The 19604-nt window shown below is 75.5% G+C and carries 27 protein-coding genes; 15 read left to right on the top strand and 12 right to left on the bottom strand.

What is annotated here, in order from left to right; translation table 11 throughout:
• The first annotated feature begins 173 nt into the window (after positions 1–173).
• Positions 174–710, top strand: coding sequence for a hypothetical protein (locus KPL60_RS23370; RefSeq protein WP_226367203.1), 537 nt, complete (start codon positions 174–176; stop codon positions 708–710).
• 71 nt (positions 711–781) lie between these two features.
• On the opposite strand, the gene KPL60_RS23365 is transcribed toward KPL60_RS23370, so the two are convergent.
• From KPL60_RS23365 to KPL60_RS23355, 3 genes are all read right to left on the bottom strand, one after another.
• Positions 782–1279 (bottom strand): methylated-DNA--[protein]-cysteine S-methyltransferase, encoded by a 498-nt coding sequence (locus KPL60_RS23365; protein ID WP_226355257.1) that lies wholly within the window; start codon positions 1277–1279, stop codon positions 782–784.
• A complete protein-coding gene (locus tag KPL60_RS23360) occupies positions 1276–2769 on the bottom strand; it encodes an AlkA N-terminal domain-containing protein (RefSeq protein ID WP_226355258.1) in 1494 nt (497 codons plus the stop codon). The genes KPL60_RS23365 and KPL60_RS23360 overlap by 4 nt, the downstream gene beginning before the upstream one ends.
• A gap of 69 nt (positions 2770–2838) precedes the next feature.
• Positions 2839–3276: a hypothetical protein gene (locus tag KPL60_RS23355; protein WP_226355259.1), complete on the bottom strand. Its 438-nt coding sequence runs from the start codon at positions 3274–3276 to the stop codon at positions 2839–2841.
• 180 nt (positions 3277–3456) lie between these two features.
• Here KPL60_RS23355 and KPL60_RS23350 point away from each other — a divergent pair, with 180 nt between their 5' ends.
• From KPL60_RS23350 to KPL60_RS23325, 6 genes are all read left to right on the top strand, one after another.
• Entirely contained in the window at positions 3457–4971 is a 1515-nt protein-coding gene (locus tag KPL60_RS23350) for a cell wall metabolism sensor histidine kinase WalK (protein WP_226367202.1), read from the top strand.
• Complete coding sequence (locus KPL60_RS23345) at positions 4968–5639, top strand: response regulator transcription factor (protein ID WP_073577707.1); 672 nt, start codon at positions 4968–4970, stop codon at positions 5637–5639. Before KPL60_RS23350 ends, KPL60_RS23345 begins: the two co-directional genes overlap by 4 nt.
• A 25-nt stretch (positions 5640–5664) precedes the next feature.
• Positions 5665–6738 (top strand): redox-regulated ATPase YchF, encoded by a 1074-nt coding sequence (ychF, locus tag KPL60_RS23340; protein ID WP_226367201.1) that lies wholly within the window; start codon positions 5665–5667, stop codon positions 6736–6738.
• Positions 6739–6883: 145 nt separating this feature from the next.
• Positions 6884–7333, top strand: coding sequence for a hypothetical protein (locus KPL60_RS23335; protein ID WP_226367200.1), 450 nt, complete (start codon positions 6884–6886; stop codon positions 7331–7333).
• Between the two features lie 50 nt (positions 7334–7383).
• Positions 7384–7713 (top strand): hypothetical protein, encoded by a 330-nt coding sequence (locus KPL60_RS23330; protein ID WP_226355269.1) that lies wholly within the window; start codon positions 7384–7386, stop codon positions 7711–7713.
• A gap of 156 nt (positions 7714–7869) precedes the next feature.
• Complete coding sequence (locus KPL60_RS23325; RefSeq protein WP_226367199.1) at positions 7870–8307, top strand: BLUF domain-containing protein; 438 nt, start codon at positions 7870–7872, stop codon at positions 8305–8307.
• 6 nt (positions 8308–8313) lie between these two features.
• Here the strand turns inward: KPL60_RS23325 and KPL60_RS23320 are convergent, their stop codons facing one another.
• Entirely contained in the window at positions 8314–8775 is a 462-nt protein-coding gene (locus KPL60_RS23320; protein ID WP_226367198.1) for a nuclear transport factor 2 family protein, read from the bottom strand.
• A 90-nt stretch (positions 8776–8865) separates the two neighbouring features.
• On the opposite strand from KPL60_RS23320, the gene KPL60_RS23315 reads away from it, so the two are divergent.
• Entirely contained in the window at positions 8866–9426 is a 561-nt protein-coding gene (locus KPL60_RS23315) for a TetR/AcrR family transcriptional regulator (protein WP_226367197.1), read from the top strand.
• 7 nt (positions 9427–9433) lie between these two features.
• Here the strand turns inward: KPL60_RS23315 and KPL60_RS23310 are convergent, their stop codons facing one another.
• A complete protein-coding gene (locus KPL60_RS23310; protein ID WP_226355273.1) occupies positions 9434–10267 on the bottom strand; it encodes a MarR family transcriptional regulator in 834 nt (277 codons plus the stop codon).
• Positions 10268–10304: 37 nt separating this feature from the next.
• A complete protein-coding gene (locus KPL60_RS23305; RefSeq protein ID WP_226367196.1) occupies positions 10305–11117 on the bottom strand; it encodes a MerR family transcriptional regulator in 813 nt (270 codons plus the stop codon).
• 49 nt (positions 11118–11166) lie between these two features.
• On the opposite strand from KPL60_RS23305, the gene KPL60_RS23300 reads away from it, so the two are divergent.
• Together KPL60_RS23300 and KPL60_RS23295 are read left to right on the top strand one after the other, a co-directional pair.
• A complete protein-coding gene (locus KPL60_RS23300) occupies positions 11167–11940 on the top strand; it encodes an SDR family oxidoreductase (RefSeq protein WP_226355275.1) in 774 nt (257 codons plus the stop codon).
• Between the two features lie 25 nt (positions 11941–11965).
• Positions 11966–12286 carry a nuclear transport factor 2 family protein gene (locus KPL60_RS23295; RefSeq protein ID WP_226355276.1) on the top strand — a complete coding sequence of 107 codons (321 nt, stop codon included), beginning with the start codon at positions 11966–11968 and terminating at the stop codon, positions 12284–12286.
• Here the strand turns inward: KPL60_RS23295 and KPL60_RS23290 are convergent.
• Together KPL60_RS23290 and KPL60_RS23285 are read right to left on the bottom strand one after the other, a co-directional pair.
• Positions 12234–13106 carry a chromosome condensation regulator gene (locus KPL60_RS23290; protein ID WP_226367195.1) on the bottom strand — a complete coding sequence of 291 codons (873 nt, stop codon included), beginning with the start codon at positions 13104–13106 and terminating at the stop codon, positions 12234–12236. The two genes, KPL60_RS23295 and KPL60_RS23290, sit on opposite strands and share 53 nt — an antisense overlap.
• 22 nt (positions 13107–13128) lie before the next feature.
• Positions 13129–13587, bottom strand: a complete 459-nt coding sequence (locus KPL60_RS23285) for a GNAT family N-acetyltransferase (protein WP_226367194.1) — start codon at positions 13585–13587, stop codon at positions 13129–13131.
• Positions 13588–13672: 85 nt separating this feature from the next.
• Here KPL60_RS23285 and KPL60_RS23280 point away from each other — a divergent pair, with 85 nt between their 5' ends.
• Both KPL60_RS23280 and KPL60_RS23275 read left to right on the top strand, forming a co-directional pair.
• A complete protein-coding gene (locus tag KPL60_RS23280; RefSeq protein ID WP_226355279.1) occupies positions 13673–14170 on the top strand; it encodes an RDD family protein in 498 nt (165 codons plus the stop codon).
• Positions 14171–14742: 572 nt separating this feature from the next.
• Positions 14743–15372: a hypothetical protein gene (locus KPL60_RS23275; RefSeq protein WP_226367193.1), complete on the top strand. Its 630-nt coding sequence runs from the start codon at positions 14743–14745 to the stop codon at positions 15370–15372.
• Positions 15373–15460: 88 nt separating this feature from the next.
• Here the strand turns inward: KPL60_RS23275 and KPL60_RS23270 are convergent, their stop codons facing one another.
• The 3 genes from KPL60_RS23270 to KPL60_RS23260 all read right to left on the bottom strand — a co-directional run bounded on the left by KPL60_RS23270 (position 15461) and on the right by KPL60_RS23260 (position 16886).
• On the bottom strand, positions 15461–16018 hold the full coding sequence (locus KPL60_RS23270) for a TetR/AcrR family transcriptional regulator (protein ID WP_226355281.1): 558 nt from the start codon (positions 16016–16018) through the stop codon (positions 15461–15463).
• A gap of 61 nt (positions 16019–16079) precedes the next feature.
• Positions 16080–16682 (bottom strand): thermonuclease family protein, encoded by a 603-nt coding sequence (locus KPL60_RS23265; RefSeq protein WP_226355282.1) that lies wholly within the window; start codon positions 16680–16682, stop codon positions 16080–16082.
• Between the two features lie 48 nt (positions 16683–16730).
• Positions 16731–16886, bottom strand: a complete 156-nt coding sequence (locus KPL60_RS23260) for a hypothetical protein (RefSeq protein ID WP_226367192.1) — start codon at positions 16884–16886, stop codon at positions 16731–16733.
• A 140-nt stretch (positions 16887–17026) separates the two neighbouring features.
• On the opposite strand from KPL60_RS23260, the gene KPL60_RS23255 reads away from it, so the two are divergent.
• From KPL60_RS23255 to KPL60_RS23245, 3 genes are read left to right on the top strand one after another with little or no spacing between them, the layout of a single operon-like run.
• Positions 17027–17518, top strand: a complete 492-nt coding sequence (locus KPL60_RS23255; protein ID WP_226367191.1) for a GNAT family N-acetyltransferase — start codon at positions 17027–17029, stop codon at positions 17516–17518.
• Positions 17512–18000: a GNAT family N-acetyltransferase gene (locus KPL60_RS23250; RefSeq protein ID WP_226367190.1), complete on the top strand. Its 489-nt coding sequence runs from the start codon at positions 17512–17514 to the stop codon at positions 17998–18000. Before KPL60_RS23255 ends, KPL60_RS23250 begins: the two co-directional genes overlap by 7 nt.
• A gap of 47 nt (positions 18001–18047) precedes the next feature.
• The gene (locus KPL60_RS23245) at positions 18048–18467 is read left to right on the top strand and encodes a hypothetical protein (RefSeq protein ID WP_226355285.1); all 420 of its coding nucleotides are present in this window, start codon (positions 18048–18050) and stop codon (positions 18465–18467) included.
• 11 nt (positions 18468–18478) lie between these two features.
• Here the strand turns inward: KPL60_RS23245 and KPL60_RS23240 are convergent, their stop codons facing one another.
• Positions 18479–19549, bottom strand: a complete 1071-nt coding sequence (locus KPL60_RS23240) for a 3-deoxy-7-phosphoheptulonate synthase (protein ID WP_226367189.1) — start codon at positions 19547–19549, stop codon at positions 18479–18481.
• Between the last annotated feature and the right edge of the window lie 55 nt (positions 19550–19604).

The raw sequence follows: 19604 nt of genomic DNA, 5'->3' as shown, positions 1-19604 counted from the left end.
GGGCACGCACGGGGGACGGCCGTCGGCCGGCCGGGTTGCCCCGGCGAGGCGGATGCCACGCCGGGCGAACCGGTTCGCGATGCACACGTCTTTCCCGGTGTCGGACCTTCGGGGGGCCGACGGTCCGGGCCGGGGGGCCCGGGCGCACCGCGAGAGTGAGAGAGGTACCTGTGATGACCACCCGACTCGCCCGCACCATCGGCCGTACGGCCGCCACGACCACCGCCGCCCTGGCGGTCGCCGCCGCGGCCGTGCTCGTCCCGGCCGGGGTCGCCTCGGCCGCACCCGCGACGCCGGCGGGGGACCCGGCGCCCAGCGCCTGCCGCCCGGCGAACCAGCAGGCGACCATCCACCCGGCCCCGGGCAGCGCCGGGCACCGCCACTACACGGTCGTGCTCAGCGCGGCCCCGGGCACGTCGCCGTGCCTGCTGTCCGGATCGCCGTCGGACCTGGTGTTCAGCCTGAACGGCTCGCCGCGCGCCTCCGAGGTCGCGGTGCCCTACGGCGACCAGACCCGCGCAGTCGAGTTCGGGCCGGGCGAGCCCGTGCAGTTCGACGTGCAGGTCCGCGACTCCGCCGGGCCCGCCCGGGCGAACGAGCTGGAGTTCTCGCTGCACGGTCCCGGCGGTGACATCCCGGGCAGCTTCCTGGCCCGGGGACCGATCGGCGTCGACGCCGGCATCCAGGTCGGCCCGGTCACCGAGCGCTGACCCGGGGCGCCGCCCCGGACCACCGGCCACGCGGCGGCCGCGGTGCGCGATCCGCGGCCGCCGCGGCGGTCTCAGACCGCCTCGTGCTCCAGCAGCCACCGCTTCACGGCCAGGCCGTAGCGGAACCCGCCCAGGCTCCCGTCGGTGCGCAGCACCCGGTGGCACGGGACGAACAGCGCCGCCGCGTTGAACGCGCAGGCGCCCGCCGCGGCCCGCACCGCCGCGGGGCGGCCGGTCTTCTCGGCGTAGCCGGTGTAGGTGACCGGCGCCCCCGCGGGGACGGTCCGCAACACGTCCCACGCCAGCTCCCGGTAGGGGCCGGACCGCTGGCGGACGGGCACGTCGTCGATCACCGACAGGTCGCCGCCGTGGTAGCGCTCGACCGCCTCGCCGACCGTGCCGAGATCGCCCTCGACCACGGTCGCCGGGGCCAGCGAGCGGTGCACCAGGGCGAGCAGCTCGTCGACCGAGGCGGTCCAGCCGGAGGCGAGGACGTGTCCGTCGTCGTCGACGACGGCGGTGAACGGCCCGGCCGGGGTGTCCTGTGTGGACCACGTTGCGGTACTCATGCGCTCCTCCGAGGAGTGGTGGTGGCGGCGGACGTCGCGGCCCGCCAGAGATGGGTGGCGGCGTAGGACCGCCAGGGGGCCCAGGCGTGGGCGCGCGCGGTCAGCGCCGCCTCGTCGCCGGGCAGTCCGAGCGCCTCGGCGCCGCGGCGTACCGCGAGGTCGGAGGCGAGCAGCTCGTCGGGATCGCCCAGGACCCGCATGGCCAGGTAGCCGGCGCTCCACGGACCGATCCCGGGCAGCGCGCACAGCTCGGCGCGCAGCCCGTCCGGGTCGCGCCCGGGGTCGAGGGCGAGGGTGCCGTCGGCGAGTGCGGCACACAGCCCCCGCAGCGACGACGCCCGCCGCGCCGGCCCGGCGATGTCGGCGTCGGCGAGGGTCTCCGGCCCGGGGAACAGCAGGTGCGGCCCGTCGTCGTCGCGCAGCTCGGCGGGCAGCGGCGTCCCGTGCACGGCCGCGAGACGGGCCGCGGCGGTGCGGGCGGCGGCGACCGACACCTGCTGGCCCAGCACCGTCCGCACCGCCGTCTCGGCCGGGTCGACGGTGCCCGCCAGCCGGATCCCGGGCGTCGCGGCGACCAGCGGGGCGAGTGCCTCGTCGGCGCCCAGCACGGCGTCGACGGCGAGCGGGTCGGCGTCGAGGTCGAGCAGCCGGCGCAGCCGGGACACCGCGGGCCCGACGTCCCGCGGGTCGGACGCCCGCAGCGTCGCCACCACGGCCCCGGCCCGCGCGGTCAGGTCCAGCGCGACGACGGCGGGTCCGTGCGGCAGCCGCAGCGTGCGCCGGTAGGTGCCGCCGGTGACGGTCTCGACGCCGTCGACGGCGCGGGCCGCGAGGTGGTCGAGCAGGCCGTGCGGGTCGAACGGGGACCGGTAGGGCAGCCGCAGGACCAGCGCACCCGGCGGGCCGGGCTCACGGGTCCGCGACCGGCGGGCGGCCTCGGCGCGCAGCTGCGAGGGCGGGACGCCGTAGACGGCGCGGACGGTGTCGTTGAACTGGCGGACGCTGCCGAACCCGGCGGCGAACGCGACGTCGGCCAGCCCGAGCGGGGTGGTCTCGACCAGGATGCGGGCGGTGTGCGCGCGCTGCGCGCGGGCCAGGGCCAGCGGCCCGGCGCCCACCTCGGAGGTGAGGATCCGGCCGAGCTGGCGGGGCGAGTAGCCCAGCCGCGACGCGAGCCCGGGGACCCCGTCGCGCTCGACGACGCCGTCGGCGATCAGGCGCATGGCCCGCCCGGCGGCGTCCGCGCGCAGGTTCCACTCCGGCGAGCCGGGGACGGCGTCGGGCAGGCACCGCCGGCAGGCCCGGTAGCCCGCGGTCTGCGCGGCGGCCGCGGTCCGCAGGAACTCGACGTTGCGCGAGCGCGGAGGCGGTACCGGGCAGGACGGGCGGCAGTAGATGCCGGTGGTCCGCACGGCCGTGACGAACTGGCCGTCGAACCGTGCGTCCTTGGCGGCGACGGCGCGGTAACAGGAGTCGTGGTCGAGCAGCACGGCACCGACGATGCCACTCCGCAGCCGCCGTCACTGGCGGGAATCGGTCACCGGTGTCCGGGGTCCGGTCTACGGGCAGAGCGCGCCCGACACCCATCCCTGCTGGCAGGCGAAGCGGACCTCCTCCTCGCGCGAGGCGTCCCGGTCGGGGACCCCCGACGGGCGCTCGCGGGTCCGCTCCGGGGTGGTGCGCGGCGGGTCGGCCGGGGCCGTGGTCGCGACGGGGGCGGGCTCGACCGGCTCGGGGGCCGCCGTCTCCCGCTCCCGGGTGACGCCGCCGGTGTCGTCGCGCACGACGGGTGCGCTCCCGCCCGACGGAGCCGGTGCCGGGGCCGGGACGAGCGGCGGGGGAGCGGGTGCCGGCGGGGCGGGCGCGGCCGGCGGTGCCGGGGGCAACGCGGGCTCCTCCTGGCCGGCCGCGGTCAGCGACACCGCGGACACGGTCCCGGCGGTGGTCAGGACCGCGACCCCCGCGGTCAGCAGGGCGTGCATTCCGGGCAGGCGCACGACGTCCCCCTCGGTCTCGGTCGTCGAAGCTCGGCCCGGACGGATGTGGTGCACGGCCGTCCGGGTGATGGGAGCGGTTCGACGATGGCTGTGCGTCACCTGTGCGTCGTGCGACGGAGTATGCCTTACGCCTAACGGAGCAACGACGGCGACTGACGGTGATCGTCCGCGGTGGGTGTCGTGTCCTGGCACCGGGGCGGGTACGGGATCATGGTCGTCGGCACGGACGAACTGGAGGCGATCATCGCGACCGAGGCCGTCGAGTCCGGCCCCGGGCCCCGTCGCGCCGGGCGGGCGACCGCGGCCCGCACCCGCATCGTCGGGTGGGTCCTGCTGCTCGTGCTGGCCTCGCTGGGCGTCGTCACGCTGCTGACCTGGATGCTGCTGATCGACGAGACCGACCGCCGGATCGACGGCGCGCTGAACTCCGAGATCGCCGAGTTCGCCCGCGTCACCGAGACCGGCGTCAACCCGACGACCGGCCAGCCGTACTCCTCGGTCGACGAGATCCTGCGGTCGGTGATCGCCGCCAACGTGGCACGGCCGAACGAGAAGTTCCTCGGCTACCTCGACGGGCGCTTCCGCTGGGAGTCCCGGCGGACCAGCCCGCGGGTGCTGCTGCGCGAGGACCCGGCGTTCGCCGCGCTGGTCGCCGACGTCCGCCGTCCCACCCGCGGCTCCTACCTCAGCTCGGCGGGCGAGGTGCGCTGGTCGGCGCTGCCGGTCGGGCTCGCCGGCGACCCGCAGCGCGGCGTCATCGTGATCGGCTACTTCACCGAGCGCGAGCACGACTTCGCCCACGAGGCCGCGCGGCTGATGGGGCTGGTCGGCTTCGGCACGGCGCTGCTGTCCGCGGTCGGGGCGTGGCTGGTGGCCGGGCGCATCCTGCGGCCGCTGCGCGACGTCGCCGCGACCGCCCGCACCATCACCGGGCGGGACCTGTCGCGCCGGGTGCCGCAGCGCGCCCGGGCCCGCGACGAGATCGCCGAGCTGGCCACCACGCTGAACGCGATGCTCGACCGGGTGCAGAGCGGGATGGTGTCCCAGCGGCGGTTCGTCGACGACGCCGGGCACGAGCTGCGCACCCCGATCACCATCGTCCGGGGGCACCTCGGGGTGCTCGACCCGCGCGACCCCGACGACGTCGCCGAGACCGTCGCCCTGGTCGACGACGAGCTGGAGCGCATGAACCGGCTGGTGTCGGAGATGCTCGCGCTGACCCGGGCCGAGCAGCCGTCGCTGCTGCGGACCGAGACCGTCGACGTCGGCGTGCTGACCCGGGAGCTGTTCGAGAAGCTGACCGGCCTCGCCGACCGGGACTGGCGGCTGGAGTCGGTGGCCGCGGTGTGGTGCCGGATGGACCCGCAGCGGATCACCCAGGCGGTCGTCGCGCTGGCCGACAACGCGACCCGGTTCACCGGCGACGGCGACCGGATCGCGCTCGGCTCGGAGGCGGTCGACGGGCGGGTGCGGATCTGGGTGGCCGACTCCGGACCGGGCGTCGCACCCCAGGACCGGCACCGGGTGTTCCGGCGCTTCGCGCGCGGCGACGACGCGCCCCGCTCCGACGGCGCCGGTCTCGGGCTGTCCATCGTCGAGGCCATCGCGACGACGCACGGCGGCCGCGTGCTGCTCGAGAGCACACCCGGGCACGGGGCGACCTTCACGCTGGACCTGCCGAGGAGCGAGACGTGAGCAGCCGGATCCTGGTGGCCGAGGACGAGCCGCGCATCGCGTCGTTCGTGAAGAAGGGCCTGGTCGGGGCCGGGTTCGAGGTCACGGTCGTCGCCGACGGGGCCGGTGTGCACGACCACGCCGTGACCGGTGGGTTCGACCTGCTGGTGCTCGACATCGGGCTGCCCGGGATGGACGGCTTCGAGGTCCTGCGCCGGCTGCGGGCGGCGGGCAGCGCCGTCCCGGTGATCATCCTGACCGCGCGCGACAGCGTGCACGACACCGTCGCCGGGCTGACCGGCGGCGCCGACGACTACATGGCCAAGCCGTTCCGGTTCGAGGAGCTGGTGGCCCGGATCCGGCTGCGGCTGGAGCGCGCCCGCCCCGTCCCGGACCCGGACGTGCTGACCTTCCACGGGCTCGAGCTCGACCCCCGTACCCGGCACGTGAGTGTGCACGGCCGGACCGTCGAGCTGTCGGCGCGCGAGTGCGCGCTGGCCGAGACGTTCCTGCGTCACCCGGGCCAGGTGCTGTCCCGCGACCAGCTGCTCCGGCTGGTGTGGGGGCCCGCCGAGTCGGGGGCGTCGTCCAACGTCGTGGACGTCTACGTCCGCTACCTGCGCCGCAAGCTCGGCGCCGGCTGGATCGCGACCGTGCGCGGCGCGGGCTACCGGCTCGAACCGGGCTGAACGGACCCGACTACCCTGGTCGTCCGTGTCCCTCACCCTCGGCATCGTCGGCCTGCCCAACGTCGGCAAGTCGACCCTGTTCAACGCGCTGACCCGCAACGACGTGCTCGCCGCGAACTACCCGTTCGCGACGATCGAGCCCAACGTCGGCGTCGTCCCGCTCCCCGACGCGCGCCTGGGGAAGCTGGCCGAGATCTTCTCGTCGGAGAAGATCATCCCGGCGTCGGTGTCCTTCGTCGACATCGCCGGCATCGTCAAGGGCGCGTCCGAGGGCGCGGGCCTGGGCAACAAGTTCCTCGCGAACATCCGTGAGTCCGACGCGATCTGCCAGGTCGTGCGCGTCTTCGACGACCCGGACGTGGTGCACGTCGACGGCCGCATCGACGCCGCGAGCGACATCGAGACGATCGCGACCGAGCTGGTCCTGGCCGACCTGCAGACGCTGGAGAAGGCGATCCCGCGGCTGGAGAAGGAGGCCCGCACGCAGAAGGACCGCAAGCCGGTCCTGGACGCCGCGCACGCCGCCGTCGCGATCCTCAACGAGGGCCGGACGCTGTTCCAGGCGAAGGCCGACACCGAGCTGCTGCGCGAGCTGACCCTGCTCACCACGAAGCCGTTCCTCTACGTCTTCAACGCCGACGAGGCCGTCCTCACCGACGACGCCCGGCGCAAGGAGCTCACCGAGCTCGTCGCCCCCGCCCAGGCGGTGTTCCTCGACGCCAAGGTCGAGGCCGAGCTGCTGGAGCTCGACGACGAGTCCGCCGCCGAGCTCCTGGAGTCGATCGGGCAGGACGAGCCGGGCCTGGCCCAGCTGGCCCGCGCCGGGTTCTCCACCCTCGGGCTGCAGACCTACCTGACCGCCGGGCCCAAGGAGTCGCGGGCCTGGACGATCCCGCAGGGCGCCACCGCGCCGCAGGCGGCCGGGGTCATCCACACCGACTTCGAGCGGGGCTTCATCAAGGCCGAGATCGTCTCGTTCGACGACCTGGTCGCCGCGGGGTCGATGAACGCCGCGAAGGCCGCGGGCAAGGTGCGGATGGAGGGGAAGGACTACGTCATGCACGACGGCGACGTGGTCGAGTTCCGCTTCAACGTCTGAGCCACGGCGGTCCCGCCCGTCGTCCCTCATCAGAAGGGGTGACGATCCGGCGTACACGCTGACCGTCGTCGCGCCACCCACGACACTGTGGGCCGGCCCCGGGGGGCGGGGCCGGCGTGACCGGGGCGGGGGAACGACGATGGGCATGGGCCGCTTCGCCGTGGCGGCCGTCGTCGCCGCCGTCTTCGCCACCAGCGCGTGCGCCGCCGCGTCGGGCGCCGAGCGGGCCACCACTCCGGCACCCGCGGCCGTCTCGGTGTCCGCGCCGTTCGCACCCGCCGCCGGGGTGCTGCCCCGGGCCGGGGTGGGCTCGTCCGTGCCGGTTGCGGCGGTGGACGGCGCGATCGTCGCGGCCCGCCGGGCGATGGACCGGGCCGCGGCCGCCGAGGTGCGGGCGGCGGAGGAGAGCCGGGCGAGGGCGTCCGGCGACGACTGCGCGGCACGGGCGATGGCGGCCGGCCGGTTCGACCCGTCGTGCTCGGCCTACCAGGGGTACCTCGACCCGGGCACGTCCGCGGGCCGGGCGCCGACCAGCGGCGAGACCCAGATGCAGTACCTGTGCGAGCGGGGCCTGGCGCCCCGGGGCGACTGCTGACCCGTCGCGGCACGGACGGCGCCGGTCGCCCGCGGCTACCCTGGCGGAACGTGAACCTCCTCCAGCGCATGGCCCGGGTCGTCAACACCGTCGTCACGCCGCTCGCGCGCTCCGGCCGCCTCGGCGCGATGACGGAGATCAGCTACGCCGGCCGCCGCTCCGGCACCGAGTTCCGGCTCCCCGTGGCCTTCCGGCCCGAGGGCGACGGCGGCGTCATCCGCGTCGAGCTGCCGGACCGCAAGAACTGGTGGCGCAACTTCACCGGCGAGGGCGCGCCGCTGCGGGTCCGGGTCGACGGTGCGGAACGGCCGGGCCACGGTGTGGCGGTGCGGGACGGACGGCAGGTCCGGGTGGACGTCCGGTTCGACGGGGCCCACTGACGGTCGATCTTCCGACAGGCTGTCTCATATCGCGACGCCGGAGTGTGTCCCACGCCACTACCGTCGGATCATCCGTGACGATCACCCGGGGTCCGGGCTCGTGACGGTTCCGCGCCCGACCCGGTGACGCGGCCCGACCGACACGGGGGAAGCCACATGGCCGAGCAGGTCCACCGGTTGATCTACCGCAGCCACAGCACCGTGCCCCGCGACCGCCGCGACGAGGTCCTCGCCGAGATCTTCGACGTGGCCCGGTCGAAGAACAAGAAGGCCGGTGTCACCGGGGCGCTGCTGATCTCCGACAACTGGTTCGTCCAGACCCTGGAGGGCGACGAGGCCGTGGTCACCCGGCTGTTCGAGACGATCAGGGAGGACGACCGGCACACCGATGTGGCGGTCGTCGAGTCGACGACGGCGGAGTCGCGGGTGTTCTCCCGCTGGTCGATGGCCCGCATCTCCCCGATCGGGCGCTCGGACATCCCGCTGCACGACGTCGACGGCCGCATCCGGCCCGCCGCGCCGGACCGGCCCGGGCGGGAGCAGCAGGACCTGCTCACGCGGATGCGGAACACCATCGGCGCGGACTCGGTCTGACCCGGCTCACCGCAGCGGGATGTCGACACCCCGCTCGGACTCGGGGCGCGGACCGTGGATCCGCCGCTCCGCCTCGGTGATCGGGACGTCGTTGATGCTGGCCTCGCGCCGCCGCATGAGTCCCAGCTCGTCGAACTCCCACAGCTCGTTGCCGTAGCTGCGCCACCACCGGCCGTCGGCGTCGCGGGACTCGTACTGGAACCGGACGGCGATGCGGTTGTCGTCGAACGCCCAGAGGCTCTTGCGCAGCGCGTAGTCCTGCTCGCGCTGCCACTTCGCCGTCAGCAGCTCGACGATCTCCTGCCGGCCGGTGGCGAAGGTGTCGCGGTTGCGCCACACCGAGTCCGGTGTGTACGCGCCCGCGACGCGCTCCGGGTCCCGGGTGTTCCAGGCGTCCTCGGCGGCCTGCACCTTCTGGCGCGCGGTCTCCGCGGTGAACGGCGGGTAGGGCGGACGGCCTTCGGCCACGGCTGCCTCCTCGGTCAGTCGAGAACGAGCGTTCTCGATCTGCTCCGGTAACGTAGGGAACGATCGTTCTCGATGTCAAGGAGGTCATCGGTGCCCGCGGCCATCACCGAGGAACAGGCCCGTCTCGACCGGGACGGCCTGCTGGACGCAGCGGAGCTGCTGTTCTACGAGCGCGGCATCCGGGCCGTCGGGATGGACCAGGTCAGGTCGGCGTCGGGGCTCCCGCTCAAGCGGATCTACCGCGACTTCGCGACGAAGGAGGACCTCGTCGTCGCGGTGCTCCGCCGGCGCGACGAGCGCTGGCGGGGCGACCTGGCGGCGTACGTGACCCGGGTCGGGGACCCGCGGCGTCGGCTGCTCGCCGTCTTCGACTGGCTGGGGGAGTGGTTCGCCCGGCCCGGGTTCCGCGGCTGCGCGTGGATCAACGCCTACGGCGAGCTCGGCAGCACCTCGGAGCCGGTGCTGCGCGAGGTGCGCAGCCACAAGGAGCTGTTCCACCGGCAGCTCGGGGAGTGGGCGTCGGCGGCCGGGGTGGACCCCGTCGAGCCGGTCTGCCTGCTCGCCGAGGGGGCGATGGTGACCGCGGCGATCGGCGGGAGCCCGGATCCGGCGCGGCAGGCGCGGGCGGCGGTGGCGGCGCTGCTGCCCTGACCGGCGGTCACTGCGACCAGGCCGCCGTCATCACCGTGGACAGCGGCTCCAGCTCCGCGACCAGCTCGTCGAGCTCCGCGTCGGACAGGGCCGCGTACGGCGGCGCGGCGAGCTCGTCGGTCAGCGCCTCGACGCGTGCCTTGACCTCCCGGCCCGCGTCGGTGAGCCACCCGTCGTCGTCGACCAGGCCGCGGCGCCGCAGCCCGGCCATGACCTCGGCCAGCCGGGCCGCCGGCAGGTGGTGCACCCGCCCGAACGTCTCCGGCGGGTGGATGCCCATGTCCAGCGCGGACAGCAGGTGGGCCTCGGTGCCACCGACCCGCTCGGTGAGCAGGGCGGTGACGTGCCCGTCGCCGCGGTGCTCGCGCAGCGTCGTCGCGGACTGCCACAGCCGGGTCAGCGGGTCGCCGGGGACCTCCAGGGTGCGCATGCCCGCGTACATCACCCGGCCCTCGGTGGGGGCGCTCGTCGCGGCGGTGGTGAGCAGGTCGGCGGCCCGGGCCACGCCGGGCGAGCCGGACAGCTCGGCGCCGAGGATCCGGCGCAGCGCCGCGACGCTGCCCCGTCGCCACGCGGCGAAGGACTCCTCCGGCGGGACCGTCGCCCAGGCGCTCGGGATGTGCCGGGCGGCCTCGCCGTCGGCGAAGCTGTAGAACGCCGCGTGCACGACCTCGGCCGGGACCCGGCCCAGCGGCGCGGCCCGGCTCGCGAAGTAGCCGTCCCAGTAGGTGCGGTGGCCGAGCGCGGCCAGCTCCTCGTTCGGCTCGTCGGCGAGGTAGGTGGCCAGGCAGATCGGCTCGGTCAGCCCGAACATGCGGCGTGCGGTGTGTGCGGAGGACATGACCGGTACGACCGGGCGGGCGTCCGGAACTGATCGGTCACCCGGGCCGGGTGGTGAACACCGGCCAGCCGATCTCGGTGCGCCACGCGGCGGCGTCGCCGGTGTCGCGGGGCCCGACGAGGTAGGTCTCGTGCACCGGCCCGTCGACGCGCAGCGCGTGCTCGGTCAGGTGGGCGCCCAGGGTGCCGTAGGTGACGTCGATGTCGTCGTGCGCGCCGTGGTGCACGGTCAGCGCGAGCTCCCGGGCGGGCAGCTCCAGCGGCGCCACACGGCCCGCGCGCACGGGCCGGTCGGTCGGGACGAACACCGTCATCCGTCCGGCGCCGTGGGTGAACAGCGCGTTGTCGTAGTGCCCGCCGGGCGGGCCGGCCGGACGGGCGCCCGCGGCGGCGACGGCCGCGTCGATCTCGGCCATCGCCGCGGCGTACCAGCGGAGCACGTCGTCGCCGTCGACGTGGCCGGTGACGGCGGTGACGGTGCGGGCCGGCTCGTCGCGGAACACCACCTCGGGGCGCGGCGCGGGCGCGAGCAGGCGCTGCAGGGACCCGACGGCCTCGGTGGTGGCGGCCAGGCGCCGCTCCAGCCGGGCGAGGTGCTCGGTGAGCAGCGCGGCCCGCCGGTCGACGTCGGCGCCCAGCAGCGCGACGATGTCGCGGACCGGCATGTCGAGGTCCCGGAAGCGGCGGACGACCTGGGCCCGGGGGATCTGCGCCGCCGCGTAGTAGCGGTAGCCGGTGTGCCGGTCGACGTGCTCGGGTTCGAGCAGGCCCACGTCGTGGTAGTGGCGCAGGGTCTTCACGCTCAGGTGGGTCACGGTGGCGAACTCGCCGATCGAGAGCAACGCGGTCACGGTCACGGAGTCTGGACCCTCCGGCAGGGGGAGACGCCACGGTCGGGCCATGACCGAACGGAACGAGGACCTCGACGGGCGTCGCGTGGTCGTGACCGGGGCGACCGGCGCGACCGGGGGCGCGGTGCTGACCCGGCTCCGCGACGCCGGGGCGGCCGTGCTCGGGGTCGCCCGCAGACCGACCGACCCCGCCGACACGGTGGCGGCCGACCTCACCGACCCGGGCGGGGCCGCGCGGGTCGCGGCCGAGGTGGCGCGGCGGTGGGGCCGGGCCGACGGCGTCGTCCACGTCGTCGGCGGGTCGCACGCCGCCCCCGGCGGCTTCGCCGCGCTCGACGACACCACCTGGTACGACGAGCTGGAGCTCAACCTGCTGACCGCGGTGCGGCTCGACCGCGCGCTGGTCCCGGCGATGGTCGCGGCGGGCCGGGGCGCGGTGGTGCACGTCGCCTCGATCCAGCGGGAGATGCCGCTGCCCGACGCCACGCTCGGCTACGCGGCGGCGAAGGCCGCGCTCACCGTCTACAGCAAGGGCCTGGCCACCGAGGTCGGCCCGCACGGGGTCCGGGTCAACACCGTCTCGCCCGGCTTCATCGCCACGCCGGCCGCCGACGCGCTGGTCACCCGGCTCGCCGAGGGTCTCGACGGCGACCGCGACGCCGCGCTGGGCCGGCTCATGGACTCGCTCGGCGGCATCCCGCTCGGCCGTCCGGCCCGCCCGGACGAGGTCGCCGAGCTCGTCGCGTTCCTGGTGGGCGACCGCGCGTCGGCGATCACCGGGGCCGACCACCGCATCGACGGCGGCACCGTCCGCACCGTCTGACACTGCACACACCCAGGAGGAACCGATGGACACCACCGCACTCGTCGACCGCTACTTCGCCCGGGCCGCCGCCCCCGACCTCGACGCCTACACCGCGCTGTTCACCCCGGACGCCGTCGCCGAGGACGAGGGACACACCTACCGGGGCACCGCGGCCTTGCGGGCCTGGCGGGCCGACGTGCCGCCGGTGACCTGCACCGTCGTCGACGTCGCGCCGGCCGGCGGGGCGACCCGGGCGACGGCCGACGTCGCCGGGGACTTCCCGGGCAGCCCGGTCCGGCTGGCGTTCGACCTCACCTTCCGCGGTGAGCTGATCGCGCACCTGGCGATCCACCCGGTGGGGTGACGGCGAGGGTCCAGCCGTCGACGTCGCAGCGGCCGCCGGAGCCCTCGCCCGCGGCGACGACGGTCCCGTCGGCCCGCAGTCCGAGCGTGTGCGCCGACCCGGCGGCGACGGCCACCACGTCCCGCCAGGTCCCGACGGCGCACTGCCCGAGGTCGTCGTCCCCGGCGGCGAGGACCGTCCCGTCCGCGCGCAGCCCCACCGTGTGACCGCTGCCGGCGGACACCGCGACGACGTCGTGCCATCCCGCGACGTCGCCGCCGCCCCGCCCGGTCGTCACGACCGTGCCGTCGGCCCGCAGCCCCACGGTGTGCAGGTACCCGGCGGACACCACGACCAGGTCGTGCCATCCGCCGACCGCGCACTGGCCGTACCGGTCGTTGCCGGTCGCGACCGCGGTGCCGTCGTCGCACAGCCCGACGGAGTGCCAGTCGCCGCAGCTCAGGGCCCGGATCCCGCGCCAGCCGGCCACCGCGCACGCACCCTCGGCGGCGCGGCCCGCGGCGAGCACGGTGCCGTCGGCGCGCAGACCCAGCGTGCGGCGCCACCCCGCGGCGACCGCGACGACCCCGCGCCAGCCGGCGACGGCGCACTCGCCGTCGTCGTCGCGGCCGGTGGCCAGGACCGTGCCGTCGGCGCGCAGCCCGACGGTGTGCGCGCGGCCGGTGTTGCGCGCGGTGTGGACGTTCCCCACCGCGACGGCGACGACGCCGGTCCAGCCGTCGACGGCGCACTCACCGGCGCGGCCGTCCCCGACCGCGACGACGGTCCCGTCGGCCCGCAGCCCGGCCGAGTGCCGCCGGCCCGCGGCGAGGACGCCCATGCCGCCATGATGCACGGCCGGCTCAGCCCAGCCGGCCGTGCACGGCGTCGTCGTCGACGGTCACGTCCGCCCCCAGCCCGCGCAGCACCGCGACCGCCGCGGTGTTGCCCGGGGTCGTCTCCGCGACGACCGGGCCGTCGGCGCGTGCCACGAGCATCCGCAGCACCGCCCCGCCGACCCCGCGGCCCCGCCACGGCCGGGCCAGCCAGAGCCCGGCCTCCTCGCCGTCCTCGACCGGTTCCAGCCGCGCCGCCCCGGCCACCTCCCCGTCGACGACGACGGCCCAGGTCCGCTCCACCGGCACCTCCGCCGCGACCGACCGCTCCCGGTGGAACGCGACGAACGCCGCGCGTCGCCGCGTCGTCCACCCGGGCGGACCGGGCACCGGCGGCATCACCTCGAGCGGGTCCGCCCCGGCGGCCGCCGTGTCGCACAGCGCCGCCAGCAGGGGCTCGTCGAGGCGCCTCAGTCCGATGTGCACCCGCCCAGGATCGCGGTCACCCGTCCGGTGCGACACCGGGTTTCCGGCCTGCGACGGGCCGGAGGCGCTGCCACCCTCACCGACCATGACCGTCGCGGGCGAGGCGTCCTCCGACACCCGGGTGTCGGTGCGGCGCGTCTTCCAGCTGTGTTTCGACGTGTTCGTCGCGTCGCTGGTGCTGTCCCTGCTGTGGTGGCTGATCACCTGGCTGCTGCCGGCGGGCCGGTTCCGGTACGAGGGCGAGGCCACCATGGTGCAGCTGCCCCACCTGGTGGCCGACGCCGGCGGCTGGTACTCGGTGGTCGCGGTCCTCGCGGCGCCGCTCGCGCTGTTCCTGGTGTTCGTCCTCGTCCCGGTGCGGACCGGCCGGACGCCGATGATGGCGCTGTTCGGGCTGCGGATCCGGCGCGCCGACGGCGGCCCGGTCTCGGGTGCGCAGCACCTCGTGCGCGCGCTGCTGCTGGTCCTCGACACCGCGTTCGGCGGGCTGCTGGGCCTCGTCGTGATGCTCTGCTCGCGGCGCCGGCAGCGGATCGGGGACCACCTGGCGGGCACCGTCGTCGTCCGTGCGGCGTCCGGGTGACCCCTCCCGAGGAGTGATCTGCACCGACAGCGTTACTCCGGACGGACCACGTCGTTGACCATCGTGAGGGACCGCGCCGGCGTGCGACAGCCTGGTGCGAAGTGCTGTCCAGTCCCGTGCCGTGCCGCCGTTCGGCGATCGATACACACCCGACGGCCGCACCCCGCGCGACGAACGGTCGAGTCCGGTCGCGCCGTACGGCCCATTCCCGCAGGTGGTCGCGGGTGTCGAGGGGCTACCGGGTGGGTCCGGTGGTGACTCCGGGAGCTAGAGACGCCCGTTCTGCCCCGTCGTTGCGCGGCTGTGATCCATCCCACTTCCCGGGGCCTTTCTGTAACGATCGGCGAGCTGTCGATCTTCTACGGAGAGTAGCTAAACGACACCTGACGGATAGCACTGTGTGTAGTTGATCAGCGGCGAACGGTCGGTCCGGGCGCACAGAAACAGGCATAACGCCGCTCGAACGAGGGGGTGCTCTCGCTTCGGTGATCGGCGTCCGTACGTTCTGCGGCACCGGCCAGTGACGGAGTGTCAGTGCGACGGCCGGATCACATCGCCACAGAAGGAGTGCCATGAACGCCCCCGAGACGACCCCCGCCCGTCGTAACGCCCGGCGGATCGCCACCGCCGGCGTCCTGTCCGTCCCGCTGGTCCTGGGCTCGGCCGGAATGGCCTTCGCCGGTGACTACGGCGACGGCGGCAAGCACCACGACAAGGGCCGCGACTGCGCGCCGTCGTCCGCCTCGCAGAAGGGTGGCCTGCTCGGCCTCGACGCGGCCGTCGACCCGCAGCTGAACATCGGCGGCATCCTGAACCAGGGTGCGGTCTCCCAGCACACCACCAAGCTCGACCGGTCCAACTCCGGCATCGTGCAGAGCGGCTGCGGCGCGGGCGACGCCGTGCAGGTCGACGACCTGGTCGGGCTGGGCCTGGACGTCAGCCCGTCGGCCAACATCGGCGGCATCCTGAACTCCGGCCCGGTGCAGCAGTCGACCACCACCGTCGACGACTCCAACAGCGGGATCCTGCAGTCCGGCGGCAAGCACGGCGGTGGCGGGCACGCCTCGCAGCGCGGCGGCCTGATCGACGTCGCGGCCACCGTCAACCCGTCGATCAACATCGGCGGCCTGCTGTCCAGCGGCCCGGTGTCGCAGTCCACCACCACGGTCGACCAGAGCAACTCCGGCATCGTCCAGGGCTGAGCTCCGCGGGACACCCGCGAGGCGCGTACCGCCCGGGCCGCTTGACCCGGCCCGGGCGGTACGGCCGACCGGTCCCTCCGAGCGGAGCTCAGAAGTCCCGGCGGACCAGCATCCGCCACGCCCACCCGGCCGCGACGTCGGGTGGGGGCAGCGGGTCGCGTTCCAGCCAGCTGGCCGCGACCCCGAGCAGTGTCCAGGTCAGGCCGGCGGCGAACACGTCCAGCGGCATGCCGAACGCGTCCTCGGAGATCCCCAGCCGCACCGTCGTGTCGGCGACGACCGACTGCATCCGCCGGCGCATCCCGGCCGCGGCGTCCGGCGCCGCGGCACCGCCGAGCGCCTGCCGGTACAACGGGGCGTGCTCGGCCAGATGGATGAACCAGCGCAGCAGCGCCGCGGGCGGCTCGGGCCCGATGTCGTCCATCGACAGGTCCGAAAGGTCCGCCCCGGCGTCCGCCGCCCGGTTGGCGAGCGCGTCGGCCAGCAGCATCTCCTTGTCGGTGTAGTGCTGGTAGAAGCTGCTGCGGTTCACCGACGCGTGCTCCGCGACGTCGGCGATCGTGATCGACTCGAGGGTGCGCTCCCTGGCCAGCGCGAGCAGCGCGTCCTGGAGACGTCGTCGCGTGCGCACCGCCCGGGGATCCACGCTCACCATTCTGCCGAACGGGTGACACCCGGTTGCGGCGGCCCACCGCGTCGCCGTCCGGTCAGGACGTCCGGTTGCACGGCGGCCCCCACATGCCGGCCCGCCGGTCCTGCGCGATGCGCTGCCCGGCCTCGAAGCCCGGCCGGTAGCGGCCCTGCCCCGGTCCCACCCAGCCCGCGACGAGCGCCGCGTCGGTGTAGGACTGCTGCGTCCCGACCACGAGGTACGCGGGCCACGTCGGGGCGTCCGCCGCCGGAGCGGGCAGCGTCGGGTCCGGCACCAGCGTGACCTCCTGGCCGTCGAGGAACCCCTGGGCGAACCGCTGCGCGTCGGCCCGCGCGCACGGCGGCGTCGACGCGGTGTCCACGCCGATCACCGACACCGTCACCGGACGGCCCCCGACGTCCACCACGACCGTCGCCGGGTCCACGACCCGCTGCACCCGCCCGTACAGCGTCGGGGGGCCGGTGAGCGGGCCGAGCGCGGCCGCCGCCCCCTGCTCGCCGGCCACGGCCGGCTCGTCGGTCATCCGGCCGATCGTCAGCCCCCCGACGACCCCGAGGACGACCAGCGCCAGCACGGTCAGCATCGCGATCGTGCGGCGTCGGCCGGAGGACCAGGCGGACAGGCGCGTCCGGGCGCGGTGGCGCGGTTCGGGCAGCATGACTGGAGTTCGTACCGAATCGGGCGTCCGGTTGCCTCTCGGGCGGGATCAGGGACATCCGGCCGCGGTCCAGGCCGCGGAACAGCCGGTGCCCGCGGAGGCGGGCCCGGCGATCCCGGTCCCGAACAGGGCGAGCGCGAGGACGGCGCCGGCCAGCAGCAGACGGGGTCCGGTGGGACGGGTGCGGCGGCGCGGCGCGGTCATGCCGGTCCTCTCGCCGGACAGCGGGCCGATGTTGCGCCGTCCGGACCAACCTCATCAGGATTGTCGATCGCCGGACACGCGGCGGGACCGCTCCGGCGCGCTGCTAGGTTCGGCGCCTCCGTCCGTCCGGGAGGCCATGCGTGATCACCGTCCGGGAGCTGGGGCCCGACGACTGGGAGACCTGGCGCGACCTGCGCCTCGCCGCCCTGGCCGAGGCACCCGACGCGTTCCACAGCCGGCTCACCGACTGGCTCGGCGCGGGGGAGCAGGAGTGGCGCGACCGGTTGGCCGCGCCCGGCCGGTACCTGGTGGTCGAGGTCGGCGGCCGCCCCGCCGGGCAGGTCGTGGCCGTCCCGCCGGACGGCGACGGCGTCGCCGACCTCATCGCCCTGTGGGTCGCCCCGCACGCGCGCGGGGGCGACGCCGCGACCGCGCTCGTCGACGCGGTCCTCGACCGCGCCGCCGGGTGGGGCGCGCGGACGCTGGCACTGCACGTGGTGATCGGCAACGACCGCGCCGCGGCCTTCTACCGGCGGCTCGGGTTCGTCGACCGGGGCGTCGTCGAGCGGCCCGACGGCATCAGCGAGACCCGGATGGACCGGCCCGTCGGCCGTCCGGCCCCGCGGTGCTGACCGTCCGGCCCGCGGCACCCTCCGACGACCCCGGGCTGACCCGGATCGACGCCCTGACCTGGACCGCGGAGGTCAGCCCGGCCCAGCCGCGGCCCGAACCGTTCCTCGACCGGACCCCGGTCGGGGACGTGCTCGTCGCCGACGACGACGGCGCCGTGGCCGGGTACGTGATCGTCGGGGCCGCTCCGCCCGCGATCCCGGCGCACGACCACGTCCGCTACATCGGGGGTCTGGCGGTGCACCCCGGGCACACCGGCCGCGGCGTCGGCCGCGCGCTGGTCGACGCCGCGGTGGCCCGCGCCCGCGACAGCGGCGGCAGCAAGGTCACGCTGCGGGTCCTCGGCCCGAACACCCGGGCCCGGGAGCTGTACCGCCGCTGCGGCTTCGTCGAGGAGGGCGTGCTGCGCGCCGAGTTCGTGGTCGACGGGGTCGCCGTCGACGACGTCCTGATGGCCAGGCACCTCGCTCCGCCGGGCGGCTGAGCTGCGGCGACGCGGAACTGTCGGGGGTCGGTCGTAGCGTCGCCGCCATGACCACCGCCCCGCCGTCGCCCCCGGCCTCGCCACCCGTCCCGGCCCGGGTGGCGGCCGCGCTGCGCGCCTCCTGGAGCCGCGACACGTGCGACGTCGCGGACGTCACCGACTGGACCCCGGACCGTCCGTCGCGGGGCCAGTGCGGGGCGACGGCCCTGGTCCTGCACGACCTGTTCGGCGGTGACCTGCTGCTGGCCGAGGTGTGGCACGCCGACGGCCGGCTGCAGGGCTACCACTGGTGGAACCGGCTGCCCGGCGGCGCCGAGGTGGACCTCACCCGGGACCAGTTCGGCCCGGGGGAGACGGTCCACCCGCCCCGGGTGGTCGTGCGCCCGGAGGGCCCGCCGCGGCGCTGCCGCGCGCAGTACGAGCTGCTGCGCCGCAGGGTCCTCGACCGGCTGGACGGCCCGGGGTGAGCGGCCCGGGCTCAGCGGCGGCCGCGGCGCACGGCGTCGGCGAGCGTGCCCAGCAGCTCGTCGGTGGTGCCCCAGGACATGCAGGCGTCGGTCACCGAGCGGCCGCGGACCATGTCCGGGCCCAGCTCCTGGCGTCCCGCCTCCAGGAAGCTCTCCATCATCAGCCCGGTGACGGCGCGCTCGCCGCCCGCGATCCGCTCGGCCAGCTCCGCGACGACGCCGGCCTGCCGCACGTGGTCCTTGCCGCTGTTGCCGTGGCTGGCGTCGACGACGACCCGCTCCGGCAGGCCCGCCGCACGCAGCCCGTCGACGGTCGCGGTGATGTCGGCGGCCGAGTAGTTCGGGGTGGCCCCGCCGCGCAGGATGACGTGGGTGTCCGGGTTGCCGGTGGTGGTGACCAGGCCGGCGAGCCCGTCGGCGTTCACCCCCATGAACACGTGCGACGCCGCGGCCGCGCGCATCCCGTCGATCGCGGCGCGGATGTCGCCGTCGGTGGCGTTCTTGATCCCGACCGGCATCGACAGGCCGCTGACCAGCTGGCGGTGCACCTGGCTCTCCGCGGTGCGGGCGCCGATCGAGCCCCAGGTGACCACGTCGGCGATGTACTGCGGGGTGATCGGGTCGAGAAACTCGCAGCCGACCGGCAGCCCGAGCGCGGAGATGTCGAGCAGCAGCTTGCGCGCGGTGCGCAGCCCGCGGTTCACGTCGAAGGTGCCGTCCAGGCCCGGGTCGTTGATCAGGCCCTTCCAGCCGACGGTCGTGCGCGGCTTCTCGAAGTAGGTGCGCATGACCACGCACAGCTCGCCGGACAGCTCCTCGGCACGGGCGGCGAGGCGGTGGGCGTAGTCCAGGGCGGCGTCCGGGTCGTGCACCGAGCACGGCCCGACGACGACGAGCAGCCGGTCGTCGTCGCCGTCGAGGACGTCGGTGACCGCGGCGCGGCCGCGGGTGACGGTCTCGGCGACCCGGGGGTCGCAGGGCAGGTCGTGCCGCAGCAGCGCGGGCGAGATCAGCGGGCTGATCCGCTCGATGCGGCGGTCGTCGGTCGGGGCGACCTGCAGGGGGGTGGTGCTCGCACTCATCGGAGACGGTGGTCCTTACCCGGCGGACCGCCCCGGATCACCTCGACCGAGCCGG

Origin of the sequence: Pseudonocardia sp. ICBG162 (genome assembly GCF_020496225.1) — a bacterium.
In the GTDB taxonomy this organism is placed as follows: domain Bacteria; phylum Actinomycetota; class Actinomycetes; order Mycobacteriales; family Pseudonocardiaceae; genus Pseudonocardia; species Pseudonocardia alni.
This window is presented reverse-complemented; position numbering and strand designations above follow the sequence as displayed.

Excerpts from the sequence above, each read along its gene's own strand:
- KPL60_RS23260 (WP_226367192.1), bottom strand. The coding sequence starts at position 16,886 with ATGACCGCGCCGCGCCGCCGCACCCGTCCCACCGGACCCCGTCTGCTG.
- KPL60_RS23370 (WP_226367203.1), top strand. The coding sequence starts at position 174 with ATGACCACCCGACTCGCCCGCACCATCGGCCGTACGGCCGCCACGACC.
- KPL60_RS23245 (WP_226355285.1), top strand. The coding sequence starts at position 18,048 with ATGACCACCGCCCCGCCGTCGCCCCCGGCCTCGCCACCCGTCCCGGCC.
- KPL60_RS23240 (WP_226367189.1), bottom strand. The coding sequence starts at position 19,549 with ATGAGTGCGAGCACCACCCCCCTGCAGGTCGCCCCGACCGACGACCGC.
- KPL60_RS23265 (WP_226355282.1), bottom strand. The coding sequence starts at position 16,682 with ATGCTGCCCGAACCGCGCCACCGCGCCCGGACGCGCCTGTCCGCCTGG.
- KPL60_RS23335 (WP_226367200.1), top strand. The coding sequence starts at position 6,884 with ATGGGCCGCTTCGCCGTGGCGGCCGTCGTCGCCGCCGTCTTCGCCACC.
- KPL60_RS23295 (WP_226355276.1), top strand. The coding sequence starts at position 11,966 with ATGGACACCACCGCACTCGTCGACCGCTACTTCGCCCGGGCCGCCGCC.
- KPL60_RS23275 (WP_226367193.1), top strand. The coding sequence starts at position 14,743 with ATGAACGCCCCCGAGACGACCCCCGCCCGTCGTAACGCCCGGCGGATC.
- KPL60_RS23300 (WP_226355275.1), top strand. The coding sequence starts at position 11,167 with ATGACCGAACGGAACGAGGACCTCGACGGGCGTCGCGTGGTCGTGACC.
- KPL60_RS23290 (WP_226367195.1), bottom strand. The coding sequence starts at position 13,106 with ATGGGCGTCCTCGCCGCGGGCCGGCGGCACTCGGCCGGGCTGCGGGCC.
- KPL60_RS23310 (WP_226355273.1), bottom strand. The coding sequence starts at position 10,267 with ATGTCCTCCGCACACACCGCACGCCGCATGTTCGGGCTGACCGAGCCG.
- KPL60_RS23280 (WP_226355279.1), top strand. The coding sequence starts at position 13,673 with ATGACCGTCGCGGGCGAGGCGTCCTCCGACACCCGGGTGTCGGTGCGG.
- KPL60_RS23365 (WP_226355257.1), bottom strand. The coding sequence starts at position 1,279 with ATGAGTACCGCAACGTGGTCCACACAGGACACCCCGGCCGGGCCGTTC.
- KPL60_RS23325 (WP_226367199.1), top strand. The coding sequence starts at position 7,870 with ATGGCCGAGCAGGTCCACCGGTTGATCTACCGCAGCCACAGCACCGTG.